The 18,871-nt window shown below is 55.6% G+C and carries 17 protein-coding genes; 15 read left to right on the plus strand and 2 right to left on the minus strand.

The annotated features are described in order from the left end of the window. The first annotated feature begins 7 nt into the window (after window positions 1-7). The 12 genes from nuoB (at window position 8) to nuoN (ending at window position 14,491) form a co-directional block, all read left to right on the plus strand. Complete coding sequence (gene nuoB / locus WB237_RS01250; protein ID WP_003861482.1) at window positions 8-682, plus strand: NADH-quinone oxidoreductase subunit NuoB; 675 nt, start codon at window positions 8-10, stop codon at window positions 680-682. An 89-nt stretch (window positions 683-771) separates the two neighbouring features. Continuing rightward, on the plus strand, window positions 772-2,574 hold the full coding sequence (nuoC, locus tag WB237_RS01255; RefSeq protein ID WP_023312537.1) for an NADH-quinone oxidoreductase subunit C/D: 1,803 nt from the start codon (window positions 772-774) through the stop codon (window positions 2,572-2,574). A gap of 2 nt (window positions 2,575-2,576) precedes the next feature. Next, entirely contained in the window at window positions 2,577-3,077 is a 501-nt protein-coding gene (nuoE, locus tag WB237_RS01260; RefSeq protein ID WP_006176513.1) for an NADH-quinone oxidoreductase subunit NuoE, read from the plus strand. Continuing rightward, on the plus strand, window positions 3,074-4,411 hold the full coding sequence (nuoF, locus tag WB237_RS01265) for an NADH-quinone oxidoreductase subunit NuoF (protein WP_023312536.1): 1,338 nt from the start codon (window positions 3,074-3,076) through the stop codon (window positions 4,409-4,411). The genes nuoE and nuoF overlap by 4 nt, the downstream gene beginning before the upstream one ends. Window positions 4,412-4,465: 54 nt before the next feature. After that, window positions 4,466-7,189 (plus strand): NADH-quinone oxidoreductase subunit NuoG, encoded by a 2,724-nt coding sequence (gene nuoG / locus WB237_RS01270; RefSeq protein ID WP_336209559.1) that lies wholly within the window; start codon window positions 4,466-4,468, stop codon window positions 7,187-7,189. Next, window positions 7,186-8,163 carry an NADH-quinone oxidoreductase subunit NuoH gene (gene nuoH / locus WB237_RS01275; RefSeq protein WP_008500211.1) on the plus strand — a complete coding sequence of 326 codons (978 nt, stop codon included), beginning with the start codon at window positions 7,186-7,188 and terminating at the stop codon, window positions 8,161-8,163. The genes nuoG and nuoH overlap by 4 nt, the downstream gene beginning before the upstream one ends. A 13-nt stretch (window positions 8,164-8,176) precedes the next feature. After that, on the plus strand, window positions 8,177-8,719 hold the full coding sequence (gene nuoI / locus WB237_RS01280; RefSeq protein WP_003861491.1) for an NADH-quinone oxidoreductase subunit NuoI: 543 nt from the start codon (window positions 8,177-8,179) through the stop codon (window positions 8,717-8,719). 10 nt (window positions 8,720-8,729) lie between these two features. Continuing rightward, window positions 8,730-9,284 carry an NADH-quinone oxidoreductase subunit J gene (gene nuoJ, locus WB237_RS01285; protein ID WP_047346614.1) on the plus strand — a complete coding sequence of 185 codons (555 nt, stop codon included), beginning with the start codon at window positions 8,730-8,732 and terminating at the stop codon, window positions 9,282-9,284. After that, window positions 9,281-9,583, plus strand: a complete 303-nt coding sequence (nuoK, locus tag WB237_RS01290; RefSeq protein ID WP_003861496.1) for an NADH-quinone oxidoreductase subunit NuoK — start codon at window positions 9,281-9,283, stop codon at window positions 9,581-9,583. Before nuoJ ends, nuoK begins: the two co-directional genes overlap by 4 nt. Further along, a complete protein-coding gene (gene nuoL, locus WB237_RS01295; protein ID WP_336209563.1) occupies window positions 9,580-11,421 on the plus strand; it encodes an NADH-quinone oxidoreductase subunit L in 1,842 nt (613 codons plus the stop codon). The genes nuoK and nuoL overlap by 4 nt, the downstream gene beginning before the upstream one ends. A gap of 76 nt (window positions 11,422-11,497) precedes the next feature. After that, a complete protein-coding gene (gene nuoM / locus WB237_RS01300; protein ID WP_028016248.1) occupies window positions 11,498-13,027 on the plus strand; it encodes an NADH-quinone oxidoreductase subunit M in 1,530 nt (509 codons plus the stop codon). 6 nt (window positions 13,028-13,033) lie between these two features. Then, window positions 13,034-14,491, plus strand: coding sequence for an NADH-quinone oxidoreductase subunit NuoN (nuoN, locus tag WB237_RS01305; protein WP_114977649.1), 1,458 nt, complete (start codon window positions 13,034-13,036; stop codon window positions 14,489-14,491). A 92-nt stretch (window positions 14,492-14,583) separates the two neighbouring features. On the opposite strand, the gene WB237_RS01310 is transcribed toward nuoN, so the two are convergent. Together WB237_RS01310 and rbn are read right to left on the minus strand one after the other, a co-directional pair. Continuing rightward, window positions 14,584-15,588, minus strand: a complete 1,005-nt coding sequence (locus WB237_RS01310) for a chemotaxis protein (protein ID WP_108090827.1) — start codon at window positions 15,586-15,588, stop codon at window positions 14,584-14,586. A 64-nt stretch (window positions 15,589-15,652) separates the two neighbouring features. Next, window positions 15,653-16,570, minus strand: a complete 918-nt coding sequence (gene rbn, locus WB237_RS01315) for a ribonuclease BN (RefSeq protein ID WP_336209567.1) — start codon at window positions 16,568-16,570, stop codon at window positions 15,653-15,655. 71 nt (window positions 16,571-16,641) lie between these two features. Here rbn and WB237_RS01320 point away from each other — a divergent pair, with 71 nt between their 5' ends. From WB237_RS01320 to menF, 3 genes are all read left to right on the plus strand, one after another. Further along, entirely contained in the window at window positions 16,642-17,103 is a 462-nt protein-coding gene (locus WB237_RS01320) for a GNAT family N-acetyltransferase (RefSeq protein WP_336209569.1), read from the plus strand. 53 nt (window positions 17,104-17,156) lie between these two features. Further along, complete coding sequence (elaB, locus tag WB237_RS01325; RefSeq protein WP_236919688.1) at window positions 17,157-17,462, plus strand: stress response protein ElaB; 306 nt, start codon at window positions 17,157-17,159, stop codon at window positions 17,460-17,462. 96 nt (window positions 17,463-17,558) lie between these two features. Next, window positions 17,559-18,854 carry an isochorismate synthase MenF gene (menF, locus tag WB237_RS01330; RefSeq protein ID WP_336209575.1) on the plus strand — a complete coding sequence of 432 codons (1,296 nt, stop codon included), beginning with the start codon at window positions 17,559-17,561 and terminating at the stop codon, window positions 18,852-18,854. Window positions 18,855-18,871 lie beyond the last annotated feature (17 nt).

Consider the following 18,871-nt stretch of genomic DNA (forward strand, 5'->3'; position numbering starts at 1 on the left):
CAATAAGATGGATTATACGCTCACCCGCATAGATCCTAACGGTGAGAATGACCGTTACCCCCTGCAAAAACAGGAGATCGTAACCGACCCCCTGGAGCAAGAAGTCAATAAAAGCGTGTACATGGGCAAACTCGAGCATGCCATGCACGATATGGTCAACTGGGGTCGTAAGAACTCCATCTGGCCATACAACTTTGGCCTTTCTTGCTGCTACGTTGAAATGGTGACGTCATTCACTGCGGTGCATGACGTTGCGCGTTTTGGGGCAGAGGTACTGCGTGCTTCCCCACGTCAGGCTGACCTGATGGTGGTGGCCGGTACGTGCTTTACCAAGATGGCACCTGTTATTCAGCGTCTTTATGACCAGATGCTGGAGCCAAAATGGGTTATCTCCATGGGCGCATGTGCAAACTCTGGCGGTATGTACGACATCTATTCCGTCGTGCAGGGCGTAGATAAATTTATTCCAGTGGATGTATACATCCCAGGTTGCCCGCCACGTCCGGAAGCTTACATGCAGGCGCTGATGCTGCTGCAGGAGTCTATCGGTAAAGAACGTCGCCCACTGTCGTGGGTTGTTGGCGATCAGGGTGTGTATCGCGCGAACATGCAGTCTGAGCGCGAGCGTAAACGTGGTGAACGTATTGCCGTCACCAATCTGCGTACGCCTGACGAAATTTAATTTGCGCCTGTGGGCCTGGAGAACACCTTCGCATATCACTACTCAAATAGCGCGAAGCCAGGCTTAACAGTCACCACGGACCATTTGCAATGGTGAACAATATGACCGACTTAACCGCGCAAGAAGCCGCCTGGCAGACCCGGGATCATCTGGATGACCCAGTCATTGGCGAACTGCGCAACCGTTTTGGGCCGGATGCCTTTACTGTTCAGGCTACCCGCACCGGGGTACCCGTTGTTTGGGTGAAGCGTGAACAATTACTGGAAGTTGTCGATTTCCTCAAGAAATTGCCAAAACCGTACGTCATGCTGTTTGACTTACACGGCATGGATGAACGTCTGCGTACCCACCGCCAGGGCCTCCCTGCTGCGGATTTTTCCGTTTTCTACCACCTGATCTCAATAGACCGCAATACGGATATCATGCTCAAGGTGGCGTTGTCTGAAAACGACATGCATCTGCCGACGATCACCAAACTTTTCCCGAACGCCAACTGGTATGAGCGTGAAACCTGGGAAATGTTCGGCATGACCTTCGACGGCCACCCGCATCTGACGCGCATCATGATGCCGCAGACCTGGACTGGCCATCCGCTGCGTAAAGACTACCCGGCACGTGCCACCGAATTCGATCCATTTGAGCTGACCAAAGCCAAGCAGGATCTGGAGATGGAAGCTCTGACCTTCAAGCCGGAAGACTGGGGCATGAAGCGCGGTACCGACAACGAGGACTTCATGTTCCTTAACCTCGGTCCAAACCACCCGTCTGCGCACGGTGCATTCCGTATTATTCTTCAGCTCGACGGTGAAGAGATTGTCGACTGCGTGCCTGACATCGGCTACCACCACCGTGGTGCTGAGAAGATGGGTGAGCGTCAGTCCTGGCACAGCTACATTCCGTATACCGACCGTATCGAATATCTCGGCGGCTGCGTAAATGAAATGCCATACGTGCTGGCCGTTGAGAAACTGGCGGGTATCGTTACGCCGGATCGCGTTAACGTGATCCGCGTTATGCTGTCCGAGCTGTTCCGTATCAACAGCCACCTGCTGTACATCTCTACGTTCATTCAGGACGTGGGTGCGATGACCCCGGTCTTCTTCGCCTTTACCGACCGTCAGAAAATCTACGATCTGGTTGAAGCAATTACCGGTTTCCGTATGCACCCGGCCTGGTTCCGTATTGGCGGTGTGGCACACGATCTGCCGCGCGGCTGGGACCGTCTGCTGCGTGAATTCCTCGACTGGATGCCAAAACGTCTGGCCTCTTACGAGAAAGCCGCACTGCGTAACACCATTCTGAAAGGCCGTTCCCAGGGCGTTGCTGCCTACGGTGCGAAAGAGGCGCTGGAGTGGGGTACGACAGGTGCAGGTCTGCGTGCGACCGGTATTGATTTCGACGTGCGTAAAGCCCGTCCTTACTCTGGCTACGAGAACTTCGACTTTGAAGTCCCGGTTGGCGGCGGTGTTTCCGACTGCTATACCCGCGTGATGCTGAAAGTGGAAGAGCTGCGCCAGAGTCTGCGCATTCTTGAGCAGTGCCTCAACAACATGCCGGAAGGCCCGTTCAAAGCGGATCACCCGCTGACGACGCCGCCACCGAAAGAGCGCACGCTGCAACATATCGAAACCCTGATCACCCACTTCCTGCAGGTTTCCTGGGGCCCGGTAATGCCGGCACAAGAATCCTTCCAGATGATTGAAGCGACCAAGGGTATTAACAGTTACTACCTGACCAGTGACGGCAGCACCATGAGCTACCGTACCCGCGTGCGTACGCCGAGTTTTGCGCATCTGCAGCAGATCCCGTCCGCCATCCGCGGCAGTCTGGTCTCCGACCTGATTGTGTATCTGGGTAGTATCGATTTTGTTATGTCAGATGTGGACCGCTAATTATGCACGAAAATCAACAACCACAGACCGAGGCTTTTGAGCTGAGTGAAGCAGAGCGTGCAGCCATTGAGCACGAGATGCACCACTACGAAGACCCGCGTGCGGCGTCCATTGAAGCGCTGAAAATCGTACAGAAACAGCGTGGCTGGGTGCCGGATGGGGCGATCTATGAGATCGCAAAAGTGCTGGGTATTCCGGCCAGTGACGTAGAAGGCGTAGCCACGTTCTACAGCCAGATCTTCCGTCAGCCGGTAGGCCGCCATGTGATCCGCTACTGTGACAGCGTCGTTTGTCACATTACCGGTTATCAGGGCATTCAGGCAGCAATTGAGAAGAAGCTCAATATCAAGCCTGGCCAGACCACGTTCGATGGTCGCTTTACTCTGCTGCCAACCTGCTGCCTGGGTAACTGCGACAAGGGGCCGACCATGATGATTGATGAGGACACTCACAGCCATCTGACGCCGGAAGCCATTCCTGACCTGCTGGAGCAGTACAAATGAAAACGGTAATTCGTACTGCTGAGACCCATCCGCTGACCTGGCGTCTGCGCGATGACAAACAGCCGGTATGGCTCGACGAATATCAGAGCAAAAACGGCTATGCCGGTGCGCGTAAAGCCTTGGGTGGCATGGCACCGGACGATATCGTTAACGCGGTAAAAGATTCCGGCCTGAAGGGGCGCGGTGGTGCAGGCTTCTCCACGGGTCTGAAGTGGAGCCTGATGCCAAAAGACGAATCCATGAACATCCGTTACCTGCTGTGTAATGCCGATGAAATGGAGCCGGGCACCTATAAAGACCGCCTGCTGATGGAGCAACTGCCGCACCTGCTGGTGGAAGGTATGTTGATCTCCGCGTTCGCGCTGAAAGCGTACCGTGGCTACATCTTCCTGCGTGGTGAGTATATCGAAGCGGCAGAAAACCTGCGTCGCGCGATTGCCGAAGCCACCGAAGCGGGTCTGCTCGGTAAAAACATTCTGGGTACTGGTTTTGACTTCGAACTGTTCGTGCACACCGGTGCCGGGCGTTATATCTGCGGTGAAGAAACCGCGCTGATTAACTCCCTGGAAGGTCGTCGTGCGAACCCGCGTTCCAAGCCACCGTTCCCGGCAAGCTCCGGTGTATGGGGTAAACCGACCTGCGTAAACAACGTCGAAACCCTGTGTAACGTTCCGGCTATCCTCGCCAATGGTGTGGAGTGGTATCAGGGCATCTCTTCAAGCAAAGATGCGGGTACCAAGCTGATGGGCTTCTCCGGTCGCGTGAAGAACCCAGGCGTCTGGGAACTGCCGTTCGGTACGACCGCGCGTGAAATTCTTGAAGACTATGCTGGCGGTATGCGTGATGGCCTGAAATTCAAAGCCTGGCAGCCGGGTGGGGCAGGGACAGACTTCCTGACTGAGGCCCACCTTGATCTGCCAATGGAATTCGAAAGCATTGGTAAAGCAGGCAGCCGTCTGGGTACGGCGCTGGCGATGGCTGTCGACCACGAGATCGGCATGGTATCGCTGGTACGTAACCTGGAAGAGTTCTTCGCCCGTGAGTCCTGCGGCTGGTGTACGCCATGCCGTGATGGTCTGCCGTGGAGCGTGAAGATCCTGCGTGCTATCGAGCGTGGCGAAGGCCAGCCGGGTGATATCGAGACACTTGAGCAACTGTGTCGATTCTTAGGCCCAGGCAAAACCTTCTGTGCCCACGCACCGGGTGCCGTCGAACCACTGCAGAGCGCGATTAAATATTTCCGCGACGAATTCGAAGCAGGCATCAAGCAGCCGTTCAGCAATACCCATGCCATTAATGGGATTCAGCCGAACCTGCTGAAAGCGCGCTGGTAAAGACAGAATTTTGATTAACGCTCGGTTTCGACCGAGCCAACTGGAAGCATGCTAATGGCTACGATTCATGTAGACGGCAAAGAATATGAGGTCAACGGGGCGGACAACCTGCTGGAAGCTTGTCTGTCGCTCGGCCTTGATATTCCGTACTTTTGCTGGCATCCGGCGCTGGGCAGCGTCGGTGCTTGCCGCCAGTGTGCGGTGAAGCAATATCAAAACGCGGAAGACACGCGTGGTCGCCTGGTGATGTCCTGTATGACGCCAGCCACCGAAGGCACCTTTATTTCGATTGATGACGAAGAAGCCAAACAGTTCCGCGAAAGCGTTGTGGAATGGTTGATGACTAACCACCCGCACGACTGTCCGGTCTGTGAAGAGGGGGGTAACTGCCACCTTCAGGATATGACCGTAATGACCGGTCACAGTTTCCGTCGCTATCGCTTTACCAAGCGTACCCACCGTAACCAGGACCTGGGGCCGTTCATCTCTCACGAAATGAACCGCTGCATTGCCTGCTACCGCTGCGTGCGTTACTACAAAGACTACGCAGACGGCCAGGATCTGGGCGTATATGGCGCGCATGACAACGTTTACTTCGGTCGTCCGGAAGACGGTACGCTTGAAAGCGAATTCTCCGGTAACCTGGTAGAAATCTGCCCGACCGGCGTATTCACCGATAAAACGCACTCCGAGCGCTACAACCGTAAATGGGACATGCAGTTTGCACCAAGCATCTGCCAGCAGTGTTCTCTCGGCTGTAACACCAGCCCGGGTGAACGCTACGGCGAACTGCGTCGTATCGAAAACCGTTATAACGGTACCGTTAACCACTACTTCCTGTGCGACCGCGGTCGTTTCGGCTATGGCTATGTGAACCTGAAAGACCGTCCGCGTCAGCCGGTTCAGCGCCGTGGCGACGACTTCATCACCCTGAATGCTGAACAGGCGATGCAGGGCGCGGCAGATATTCTGCGCCAGTCGAAGAAAGTGATCGGTATCGGTTCCCCGCGCGCCAGCATCGAAAGCAACTTCGCGCTGCGTGAACTGGTTGGGGCGGAAAACTTCTACACCGGTATTGCCCAGGGCGAGCAGGAACGTCTGCAACTGGTCCTGAAAGTGCTGCGTGAAGGTGGTATTCATACCCCTGCGCTGCGCGAAATCGAATCTTATGATGCAGTTCTGGTGCTGGGTGAAGATTTGACTCAGACCGGCGCTCGCGCGGCTCTGGCGGTTCGCCAGGCGGTGAAAGGGAAAGCACGTGAAATGGCAGCAGCACAGAAAGTGGCTGACTGGCAGATTGCTGCAATCCTGAACATCGGTCAGCGCGCGAAACATCCTCTGTTTGTGACCAACGTCGACAACACCCGTCTGGATGATATTGCGGCGTGGACCTACTGCGCCCCGGTTGAAGATCAGGCCCGTCTTGGCTTCGCGATTGCACACGCTCTGGACAACAACTCTCCAGCCGTTGAACTGGATCGCGACCTGCAAAACAAGGTCGACGTGATTGTTCAGGCGCTGGCGGGTGCGAAGAAACCGCTGATTATTTCTGGTACTAACGCCGGAAGCGCGGAGATCATTCAGGCGGCAGCGAACGTTGCCAAAGCCCTGAAAGGCCGCGGTTCTGACGTTGGCGTGACCATGGTTGCCCGTGCGGTTAACAGCATTGGTCTGGGTATGATTGGCGGCGGCTCGCTGGAAGCTGCGTTGAGCGAACTGGAATCCGGTGCCGCTGACGCAGTTGTGGTGCTGGAAAACGACCTGCATCGCCATGCTTCTGCCGCACGCGTTGACGCCGCGCTCTCCAAAGCGCCGCTGGTGATGGTGATTGACCATCAGCGTACGGCGATTATGGATAAAGCGCACCTGGTCCTCTCTGCGGCAAGCTTCGCAGAAAGCGACGGTACCGTTATCAACAACGAAGGCCGCGCACAGCGTTTCTTCCAGGTTTACGACCCGGCGTACTACGACAGCAGCACTGTGATGCTGGAAAGCTGGCGCTGGCTGCACTCCCTGCACAGCACCGTGCAGAGCCGTGAAGTGGACTGGACGCAGCTCGACCACGTTATCGACGCGGTTGTCGAAAAACTGCCTCAGCTGGCAGGCATTAAAGATGCTGCCCCTGAAGCGAGCTTCCGCATTCGTGGCCAGAAACTGGCGCGTGAACCGCACCGTTACAGTGGCCGTACCGCAATGCGCGCCAACATCAGCGTGCACGAACCGCGTCAGCCGCAGGATAAAGACACCATGTTCGCCTTCTCAATGGAAGGTAACAACCAGCCGTCTGCCCCGCGTTCACAGATCCCATTCGCATGGGCACCGGGCTGGAACTCCCCGCAGGCATGGAACAAGTTCCAGGCGGAAGTGGGCGGTTCTCTGCGTCACGGCGACCCTGGTGTGCGTCTGATCGAAGCCTCCGAAACCGGTCTGGACTTCTTCACGACTGTTCCGGCGAGCTTCCAGGCTCAGGAAGGGAACTGGCGTATCGCGCCGTACTACCATCTGTTTGGTAGCGACGAGCTGTCCCAGCGCTCTCCGGTATTCCAGCAACGTATGCCGCAGCCATACATCAAGCTCAACCCGGCGGATGCCGCGAAGCTTGGCGTTAATGCTGGCGCGAACATCGCCTTTAGCTACGACGGTCAGACAATCAGCCTGCCGCTGATTATTTCTGAAGGCCTGACAGCAGGGCAGGTGGGTCTGCCAATGGGTATGCCTGGCATCGCGCCGGTACTGGCGGGTGCGCGTCTTGATAATCTGCAGGAGGCAAAAGCATGAGTTGGTTAACGCCGGATCTTATCGACATCCTGCTCAGCATTCTGAAAGCGATTGTCATCCTGCTGGTGGTTGTCACCTGCGGCGCGTTCATGAGCTTTGGTGAACGTCGTCTGCTCGGTCTGTTCCAGAACCGTTACGGACCGAACCGCGTGGGCTGGGGTGGTTCACTCCAGCTGGTTGCGGACATGATCAAAATGTTCTTTAAAGAGGACTGGATCCCGCGCTTCTCCGACCGCGTGATCTTTACTCTGGCACCGATGATCGCCTTCACCTCGCTGCTGCTGGCGTTTGCCATCGTTCCTGTCAGCCCGACCTGGGTTGTGGCTGACCTGAACATCGGCATTCTGTTCTTCCTGATGATGGCAGGACTCGCGGTTTACGCGGTGCTGTTCGCAGGCTGGTCCAGTAACAACAAATACTCGCTGCTGGGTGCGATGCGTGCTTCCGCGCAGACGCTGAGCTACGAGGTGTTCCTGGGGCTCTCCCTGATGGGCGTGGTGGCGCAGGCCGGTTCATTTAACATGACCGACATCGTCAACAACCAGGCTGACATCTGGAACGTTATCCCGCAGTTCTTTGGTTTTATTACCTTTGCTATCGCGGGCGTGGCGGTGTGTCACCGTCACCCGTTTGACCAGCCAGAAGCCGAACAGGAACTGGCCGACGGTTACCACATTGAATATTCCGGTATGAAATTCGGTCTGTTCTTCGTGGGCGAGTACATCGGTATTGTCACCATTTCCGCGTTGATGGTAACGCTGTTCTTTGGTGGCTGGCATGGCCCGTTCTTACCGCCGTTCATCTGGTTCGCGCTGAAAACCGCGTTCTTCATGATGATGTTCATTTTGATTCGCGCAGCGTTACCTCGTCCGCGTTATGACCAGGTAATGTCCTTCGGCTGGAAAGTGTGCCTGCCGCTGACGCTCGTCAACTTGTTGGTAACGGCGGCTGTCATTCTCTGGCAGCAGCCATAAGGGGCTATAGACCATGACCTTAAAAGAATTACTGGTAGGCTTCGGTACCCAGGTACGCAGTATCTGGATGATCGGCCTGCACGCGTTTGCGAAACGCGAAACCCGGATGTACCCGGAAGAACCGGTATATCTGCCGCCGCGCTACCGTGGCCGTATCGTGCTGACGCGCGATCCGGACGGTTCCGAGCGCTGCGTTGCCTGTAACCTGTGTGCGGTAGCGTGTCCGGTAGGCTGTATCTCTCTGCAAAAAGCAGAGACGGTAGATGGCCGTTGGTATCCTGAGTTCTTCCGCATCAACTTCTCACGCTGCATCTTCTGTGGTCTGTGTGAAGAAGCGTGCCCAACCACGGCGATTCAGCTGACTCCAGACTTCGAACTGGGTGAGTACAAGCGTCAGGATCTGGTGTACGAGAAAGAGGATCTGCTGATTTCCGGTCCGGGCAAATACCCGGAATATAACTTCTACCGGATGGCGGGTATGGCAATCGACGGCAAAGATAAGGGCGAAGCAGAGAACGAAGCTAAGCCTATCGACGTCAAGAGCCTGTTACCGTAAGGAGAGGGCAATGGAATTCGCTTTTTATATCTGTGGCCTTATCGCCATCCTGGCTACGCTGCGAGTGATCACGCACACCAACCCGGTGCATGCGCTGCTGTACTTAATCATTTCGCTGCTGGCCATTTCCGGGGTGTTCTTCGCACTGGGCGCGCACTTTGCCGGTGCGCTGGAAATCATCGTCTACGCCGGGGCCATTATGGTTCTGTTCGTGTTCGTGGTGATGATGCTGAACCTGGGCGGCTCTGAAATTGAGCAGGAACGTCAGTGGTTAAAACCGCAGGTGTGGATTGGCCCGGCAATTTTGTCGGCCATCATGCTGGTGGTGATTGTTTACGCCATTCTGGGTGTTAACGATCAGGGCATCGACGGCACGCCGATCAGCGCGAAAGAGGTCGGTATTACACTCTTTGGCCCATACGTTCTGGCGGTGGAACTGGCGTCGATGCTGCTGCTGGCTGGTCTGGTTGTTGCCTTCCACGTTGGCCGCGAAGAGCGTGCTGGCGAAGTGCTGAGCAACCGCACTGACGACCGCGCGAAAAGAAAAACGGAGGAGCGCGCATGATCCCCTTAACACATGGACTGATCCTCGCTGCGATTTTATTCGTTCTGGGTCTGACCGGTCTGGTTATCCGCCGCAATCTGCTGTTTATGCTGATCGGCCTGGAAATCATGATTAACGCCTCCGCGCTGGCCTTCGTGGTCGCCGGAAGCTACTGGGGCCAGACCGATGGTCAGGTGATGTACATTCTCGCCATCAGCCTCGCGGCTGCCGAAGCGAGTATTGGCCTGGCGCTGTTACTGCAGCTCCATCGTCGCCGCCAGAACCTGAACATCGATTCAGTAAGTGAGTTGCGTGGATGAACATGCTTGCCTTAACCATTATTTTTCCGCTGATTGGCTTCGTGCTGCTGGCGTTTTCTCGTGGCCGCTGGTCTGAGAATCTGTCTGCGACCGTAGGCATTGGCTCTATCGGTCTGGCTGCGCTGGTGACGGCGTACGCGGGTATCGACTTCTTCAATAACGGACGTCAGCCTTTCAGCGTACCGCTGTGGACCTGGATGTCGGTCGGTGATTTCAACATCGGTTTCAACCTGGTGCTGGATGGTCTCTCGCTGACCATGCTCTCCGTGGTGACCGGCGTGGGCTTCCTGATCCACATGTTCGCCTCCTGGTATATGCGCGGTGAAGAGGGTTACTCCCGCTTCTTCGCCTACACCAACCTGTTTATCGCCAGCATGGTGGTTCTGGTTCTGGCCGATAACCTGCTGCTGATGTATCTGGGCTGGGAAGGTGTGGGTCTGTGTTCTTACCTGCTGATCGGTTTCTACTACACTGATCCGAAGAATGGCGCAGCGGCGATGAAAGCGTTCATCGTGACCCGTGTGGGTGACGTGTTCCTCGCTTTCGCGCTGTTCATTCTTTACAACGAACTGGGCACGCTGAACTTCCGCGAAATGGTGGAACTGGCGCCGGCGCACTTCGCTGCAGGCAATGACATGCTGTGGTGGGCAACGCTGATGCTGCTGGGTGGTGCTGTAGGTAAATCCGCACAGCTGCCGTTGCAAACATGGCTGGCCGACGCGATGGCGGGTCCAACCCCTGTCTCCGCGCTGATCCACGCTGCGACCATGGTTACCGCTGGTGTTTACCTGATTGCACGTACCCACGGCCTGTTCCTGATGACCCCGGAAATTCTGCATCTGGTGGGTATCGTTGGTGCGGTTACGCTGGTGCTGGCAGGCTTTGCCGCGCTGGTGCAGACCGACATCAAACGCGTTCTCGCGTATTCTACCATGAGCCAGATTGGTTACATGTTCCTGGCGCTGGGCGTTCAGGCGTGGGACGCAGCCATTTTCCACCTGATGACACACGCGTTCTTTAAAGCGCTGCTGTTCCTCTCATCCGGTTCTGTGATTCTGGCCTGCCATCACGAGCAGAACATCTTCAAGATGGGCGGACTGCGTAAGTCCATCCCGCTGGTATATGTCTGCTTCCTGGTGGGCGGTGCGGCGCTGGCGGCACTGCCGCTGATCACTGCGGGCTTCTTCAGTAAGGACGAAATCCTTGCGGGTGCCATGGCGAATGGTCATATCAATCTGATGGTTGCGGGTCTGGTCGGTGCATTCATGACCTCCCTGTATACCTTCCGTATGATTTTCATCGTATTCCACGGTAAAGAACAAATTCACGCTCACGCAGGGAAGGGGATTACTCATCACCTGCCGCTGATTGTGCTGCTGGTACTCTCCACCTTCGTTGGCGCAATGATTGTGCCACCGCTGCAGGGCGTACTCCCGGACACCACCGAGCTTGAGCACGGTCGCGTCCTGACGCTTGAAATCACCTCCGGTGTGGTCGCTATCGCGGGCATCCTGATCGCTGCGTGGCTGTGGCTGGGTAAACGTACGCTGGTGACGTCTGTTGCCAACAGTGCGCCTGGCCGTCTGCTGGGCACCTGGTGGTACAACGCATGGGGCTTCGACTGGCTGTACGATATGATTTTCGTCAAACCGTTCCTGGGTGTTGCGTGGCTGGTGAAACGCGATCCACTGAACAGCATGATGAATATCCCGGCGATCCTTTCCCGCTTTGCAGGTAAAGGCCTGCTGTTCAGCGAGAACGGTTACCTGCGCTGGTATGTGGCGTCCATGAGCATCGGTGCGGTAGTCGTGCTGGCGCTGCTGATGGTGTTGCGTTGATCGTTAAGTGAATTTTATTCGAATTCGTTGAAAATCAGGCCCCTGCTGGGGGCCTTTAAAAGGAATGTAAATCGCCATGTTACTACCCTGGCTAATATTAATTCCCTTCATCGGCGGCTTCCTGTGCTGGCAGACTGAACGCTTCGGCGTGAAGATGCCGCGCTGGATCGCGCTGATCACCATGGGATTGACGCTCGCGCTTGGTCTGCAACTGTGGTTGCAGGGTGGCTACTCTCTGACCCAGTCTGCGGGTATTCCGCAGTGGCAGTCTGAGTTTATCCTGCCGTGGATCCCACGTTTCGGCATTACGATCCACCTGGCCATCGACGGTTTGTCGCTGCTGATGGTGGTGCTGACCGGTCTGCTCGGCGTTCTGGCGGTACTTTGCTCCTGGCGAGAAATCGAAAAATACCAGGGCTTCTTCCACCTGAACCTGATGTGGATCCTGGGCGGCGTTATCGGCGTGTTCCTTGCCATCGACATGTTCCTGTTCTTCTTCTTCTGGGAGATGATGCTGGTGCCGATGTACTTCCTGATCGCGCTGTGGGGCCACAAGGCGTCCGACGGTAAAACGCGTATCACGGCGGCAACCAAGTTCTTCATCTATACCCAGGCGAGTGGTCTGGTGATGTTGATTGCCATTCTGGCGCTGGTGTTTGTTCACCACGATGCGACCGGAGTCTGGACGTTCAACTATGAAGACCTGCTGAAGACGCCAATGTCTCACGGCGTTGAATACCTGCTGATGCTGGGCTTCTTCATCGCCTTCGCGGTAAAAATGCCTGTGGTTCCGCTGCACGGCTGGCTGCCAGACGCGCACTCCCAGGCACCAACGGCGGGTTCCGTTGACCTGGCGGGCATCTTGCTGAAAACCGCAGCTTATGGTCTGCTGCGTTTCGCGCTGCCGCTGTTCCCGAATGCGTCCGCTGAGTTCGCGCCAATTGCCATGTGGCTGGGTGTGATCGGTATCTTCTACGGTGCCTGGATGGCCTTCACGCAGTACGACATTAAGCGTCTGATTGCTTACACCTCCGTTTCCCACATGGGCTTTGTACTGATTGCTATCTACACCGGCAGCCAGCTCGCGTACCAGGGTGCGGTGATCCAGATGATTGCGCACGGTCTGTCCGCAGCCGGCCTCTTCATCCTGTGTGGTCAGCTGTACGAACGTCTGCACACTCGCGATATGCGTATGATGGGCGGCCTGTGGAGCAAAATTAAATGGCTGCCAGCGCTGTCCATGTTCTTCGCGGTGGCTACTCTGGGTATGCCTGGCACCGGTAACTTCGTCGGCGAATTTATGATTCTGTTCGGCAGCTTCAAAGTGGTTCCGGTCATTACCGTGGTTTCGACTTTCGGTCTGGTGTTCGCTTCCGTCTACTCGCTGGCGATGCTGCACCGTGCCTACTTCGGTAAAGCGAAGAGCGAAATTGCTGCACAAGAACTGCCGGGGATGTCGCTGCGTGAGCTGTTCATCATCCTGCTGCTGGTCGTACTGCTGGTGCTGTTGGGCTTCTATCCGCAGCCGATTCTGGATACCTCGCACTCCGCGATGGGCAATATCCAGCAGTGGTTTGTTAATTCTGCTTCTACTACAAGGCCGTAATTCGCCATGACAATAACTCCACAACAACTGATCGCGCTGCTACCGCTGCTGATCGTCGGATTGACGGTGGTGGTTGTGATGCTCTCCATTGCGTGGCGACGCAATCACTTCCTGAATGCGACCCTGTCCGTTCTGGGTCTGAACGCTGCGTTGGTTTCTCTCTGGTTTGTTGGCCAGGCGGGCGCGATGGATGTCACCCCGCTGATGCGCGTTGACGGCTATGCCATGCTGTACACGGGTCTGGTCCTGCTGGCGAGCCTGGCAACCTGTACCTTTGCGTATCCGTGGCTTGAAGGCTACAACGACAACAAAGAAGAGTTTTACCTGCTGGTACTGATTGCCGCGCTGGGCGGCATTCTGCTGGCGAATGCGAACCACCTGGCCGCGCTGTTCCTCGGTATTGAGCTGATCTCTCTGCCGCTGTTCGGTCTGATTGGTTATGCCTTCCGTCAGAAGCGCTCACTGGAAGCGAGTATCAAGTACACCATTCTGTCTGCTGCTGCGTCGTCCTTCCTGCTGTTCGGTATCGCGCTGCTGTATGCACAGTCTGGTAACCTCTCCTTCGTTGCGCTCGGCAAGAGCCTCGGCGACGGCATGCTGCATGAGCCGCTGCTGCTGGCGGGTCTGGGCATGATGATTGTTGGCCTCGGCTTCAAACTGTCTCTGGTTCCGTTCCACCTGTGGACGCCAGACGTATACCAGGGTGCTCCGGCACCGGTTTCCACCTTCCTGGCGACGGCGAGCAAAATCGCTATCTTCGGTGTGGTCATGCGTCTGTTCCTGTATGCACCGGTGGGTGATAGTGAAGCGGTTCGCGTTGTGCTCGGCATTATCGCGTTCGTATCCATCATCTTCGGTAACCTGATGGCGCTGAGCCAGACCAATATCAAACGTCTGCTGGGCTACTCGTCTATCTCCCATCTGGGTTACCTGCTGGTGGCACTGATTGCGCTGCAGAGCGGTGAGATGTCGATGGAAACCGTGGGCGTGTATCTGGCAGGTTACCTGTTCAGCAGCCTCGGCGCGTTTGGTGTGGTGAGCCTGATGTCCAGCCCATACCGTGGCCCTGATGCGGATTCACTGTTCTCCTACCGTGGTCTGTTCTGGCACCGTCCGATTCTCTCTGCAGTGATGACAGTGATGATGCTCTCTCTGGCGGGTATCCCGATGACACTGGGCTTTATCGGTAAGTTTTACGTGCTGGCCGTCGGTGTGCAGGCGCACCTGTGGTGGCTGACTGCGGGCGTGGTTATCGGCTCTGCAATCGGTCTGTATTACTACCTGCGTGTGGCGGTGAGTCTGTATCTGAGTGCACCTCAGCAGCTCAACCGTGATGCCCCAACCAACTGGCAGTACAGTGCCGGTGGTATTGTGGTACTCATCTCCGCGCTGCTGGTGCTGATCTTTGGTATCTATCCGCAGCCGCTGATTGATATCGTGCAGCATGCGATGCCACTGATGTAAAAACAAAAAACCCGCCTCGGCGGGTTTTTTTATGGTTTTCTCCCTCTCCCCGTGGGAGAGGGCTGGGGTGAGGGCACCAGCCCGCACCATGCTTAAGCCAGTTGCTTCCTGCTAATCAACGGCCCATCAATCTTCTTCATCGAACGATCCAGTACTTCCTCAATCACCGATGACAGCTCGTTCAGTTCAAATTTCGCCACATACCCGTCAGCTTTCACTTTACGAATATGATCTTCGTTGGCGTTACCAGAAAGCGACGAGTGGATCACCACCGGAATATCTTTCAGTACCGGGTCGGTTTTGATTTTGCGCGTCAGCGTAAAACCGTCCATCTCTGGCATTTCGAGGTCGGTCAGCACCAGGGCAATTTTATCAGTGATCGGGACCCCTTCCGCCTGCGCCTGAGCAGCGAGAACGCCAATTTTTTCCCACGCATCTTTACCGGTGATATGTAGCTGCGCCGGGATCTCCATCGCCTGCAAACCTTTCTCCAGCATGGAGCGTGCGACTTTGGAATCTTCCGCGACAATTGCGACAGCACCCGGCTTAATATGGAATTTTGTGGTTTGCAGATTAGTGGCGTGCAGATCGTGGTTAGCTGGGGTGATGTCATACAGAATCTGCTCAACATCGAGCACCATCGCCAGTTCGTTGGTATCAGTCTTCTCGTCCAGACAGGCGATACTGGTGATGTAACGTCCGCTGACGGCGGTTTCCGCCGCGTGTACCTGTTTCCAGTCGAGGCGCATGATGTTCTCAACGGATTCCACGGCAAACGCCTGCACGCTGCGGGCATATTCTGTGATCAGCAGGATGTTCAGCCCCGTTGTCGGTTTACAACCCGCTACGGCGGCCAGGTCGATCACCGGAATCACCTGATCGCGAATATTTACCATACCCATCAGCGGTGATTTCATCCCGGCGGGTTTCGTGAACTCTGGCATCGGCACAATTTCACGCAACTTGAAAACGTTAATGCCAAAAAGCTCTGATTTATTTTCGTTCAGAGACGTGCCCAGCCGGAATAACAACAGTTCAAAACGGTTCGACAGGGTCAGATTCGCCCTGTCATCAATATCTTTCTGGAAATTATCCATTCTACCCTCGAGAGAAATGCTGACCTTTTAATCGTTATCGGCATCCTGAGGGAAAAATGAAGGACTAAACGCTGACTTGAGTGAAATCTTCTGCCAGCTCACATTTCGGGAACACTGCGCGGCACTCAGCCAGCAGGCCTTCACATCCCTGAGCATCGTAGCGCGAGCTGACATGGGTAACGATCAGTTTCCCGACGCCCGCGTCACGGGCAAGTTCTGCCGCCTGGCGTGTTGAGCTATGCCCCCGGCTGTTGGCTTTCTCTTCCATGGCCGTTTCAAGTGTCGCTTCATGTACCATGACATCCACGCCCTGAGCCAGTCTCAATGCTGTCGGGCACGGGGCTGTGTCGCCAAAAATTGCCAGTTTTTTGCCGGGTTGGGGTGCCGCGAGATAATCCTGACCGTTAATCACACGCCCATCCTCCAGCGTGACCGTCTCTCCCTGCTTCAGACGCTGGAACAGCGGCCCGGCCTTTACCCCCGAGGCAATTAACGCGGCGGCATCCAGTGCTCCGGGTTTGTCATGCGCTTCAATGCGGTAACCATAGCACTCTACCGGGTGGTTAAGAGGGTGAGCGGTGACGACATAATCCTCATCATCGAAAACCAGCCCGCCGGTGATCTCAACCACCTCCAGCGGATAATCAGTCCAGGACCCACTGAGGCGTAGCGTGGTTTCAACAAATTCCCGGATACCCTCAGGCCCGTAAATCGTCAGCGGGTTAGCGTTCCCGGCCATTGAACGGCTGCACAGCAGACCAGGCAGGCCAAACAGATGGTCACCATGCAGATGAGTGATAAAAATTTTATCCAGCTTGCCTGGGTGATAAGCGGTATGTAACAGCTGATGCTGCGTACCTTCACCGCAGTCAAACAGCCATAGCCCACCCCGGGTTGGGTGTTTAAGATCCAGCAGAATCGCGGTCACATTTCGTGAGCGAGTTGGCACGCCAGCGGACGTACCCAGAAAAATCAGTTCCATAACGCAATCAGCCCTTTGCCGAACGGGGAGGGGTTTAGTATAACGTGATGAACCCCAGGAAGGAGACTGACATGATCCAGTGGCAAGATTTACACCATAGCGAGCTCACTGTTAATTCACTGTATGCACTGCTCAAACTGCGCTGCGAAGTGTTTGTGGTAGAACAGACCTGCCCGTATCAGGACATCGACGGCGACGATCTCGTCGGCGAGAACCGCCATATCCTCGGCTGGCGAGATAACGAGCTGGTGGCGTATGCGAGGATTCTGAAAAGCGAAGACGATTTCGAGCCTGTGGTGATAGGTCGTGTCATCATAAGTGGTAACGCGCGCGGTGAAAAACTGGGCTATCGGCTGATGGAAAAAACGCTGGAGGCATGCCAGAAACAGTGGCCGGACAAGGCGTTATACCTGGGCGCGCAGGCTCACCTGCAATCTTTCTACGGCTATTTTGGCTTCACGCCGGTCACTGATGTGTATGACGAAGACGGTATTCCGCACATTGGTATGGCGCGGGAGGCGAAGCAGGCATAATGGGGCGTCGTTGGCTATAGTTAGCGAACTGGTGTACTAACATGGAGAAAAATATGTCATTTCAATCCTGGGATACCCGTATCGATGACGACCTGACGTTATTGAGAGAAACGCTGGAAGAAGTATTACGTTCGTCGGGCGACCCTGCCGATCAGAAATATATTGAGCTGAAAGAACGTGCAGAACAGGCGCTACATGACGTTAAAAACCGCGTCAGCCATGCGTCCGACACGTACTACTACCGTGCCAAAAAGGCGGTTTATCGTGCCGATGATTATGTTCACGAAAAACCGTGGAGAGGCATTGGTGTGGGCGCAGCTGTCGGGTTAGTGTTTGGGCTGCTTCTGGCTCGTCGTTAATTTTATGTTTAACGCTTAACCACTCCCTATACGTGGGTACTGCTATTTATAACCAGTACCCCGTATAATATGAGGTTTCAACAGGGAGAGGTTCGCGTGAATTCGATTTTCCTCGCGCTGGAGCATCTGCGTAGTCAGCTTACGCAAGCGTTACCCGCAATACCCGGTCTACGTCATTTCGACGTCACTTTCCCGTTAAACGATGCTTTCGATCCGCTTGCCTGGCTTGGCGCGCAGCAGTGCTATCCCCAGTTTTACTGGCAACAGCGTAATGGTGATGAGGAACTGGCTGCTCTGGGGGCTGTCACCCAATTCTCCTCGCTGGCGTTAGCCTCGCAGTTTTTGCGTGAGCAGAATGCGGTAAATGATACCCGTATCTGCGGCCTGAATGCGTTTAACCCGGAGCAGGGCAGTCTCTTTTTACCTCGCCTGCTCTGGCGACGTTCCGCCGGAAATGCCACGTTGCGCCTGCAACTGTGGAGCGATGACTCTCTTCAGGACGATGCCCGCACCGCGTTGGATTTTCTGCAGCAACTCCATGCCGCCAGACTTATCCGCCCGCTGTCTGTGCAGGTTGAGTGCGAAACCCATCATCCGCAAAAGCAGGAATGGCTGGAGCTTATCCGGAAGGCAACAGAGACTATCGCGCGCGGTGAATTTGAAAAGGTGGTCCTCGCCAGGGCAACCGATCTGCAGTTTAAACAGCGCGTTAACCCTGTCGCACTGATGGCCGCCAGCCGCGCCCTGAATTTAAATTGCTATCATTTCTGCATGGTTTTCGACGCCAGCAATGCGTTTCTCGGCTCAACGCCCGAGCGTCTCTGGCGGCGGCGGGGAAAATTGCTTCGTACCGAAGCGCTGGCGGGCACGGTCGCCAGTCATGTTGATGATAAGCAAGCCCAGCGTCTGGGTGAATGGCTGCTGAATGATGATAAAAACCAACGCGAAAATATGTTGGTAGTGGAAGATATCTGTCAGCGCCTTCAGCACTTTACCCAGACGCTTGATGTGTTGCCTGCTCAGGTTGTGCGCCTGCGCAAAGTGCAGCATTTGCGCCGCTGTATCTGGACCGAGCTGAAACAGGCCAGTGATGAGCAGTGTTTACATATTCTGCAGCCTACGGCGGCCGTTGCCGGGCTGCCGCGTCAACCTGCACGGGCGTTTATTGAGAATGTTGAACCCTTTAACCGCGAGTGGTACGCCGGGTCGGCCGGGTATTTATCACCCGAACAAAGCGAGTTCTGCGTGGCATTACGCTCTGCACGTGTCCAGGATGAGGCCCTGCGGCTGTACGCCGGAGCCGGAATTGTCAGCGGGTCTGACCCGGAGCAGGAGTGGCAGGAGATAGAAAACAAAGCTGCAGGGTTGCGTTCTCTGCTCCTTAGGGATTAATACTGATTCGTGCATTC

The organism is Enterobacter sp. P82 (assembly GCF_037053385.1).
GTDB lineage: Bacteria > Pseudomonadota > Gammaproteobacteria > Enterobacterales > Enterobacteriaceae > Enterobacter.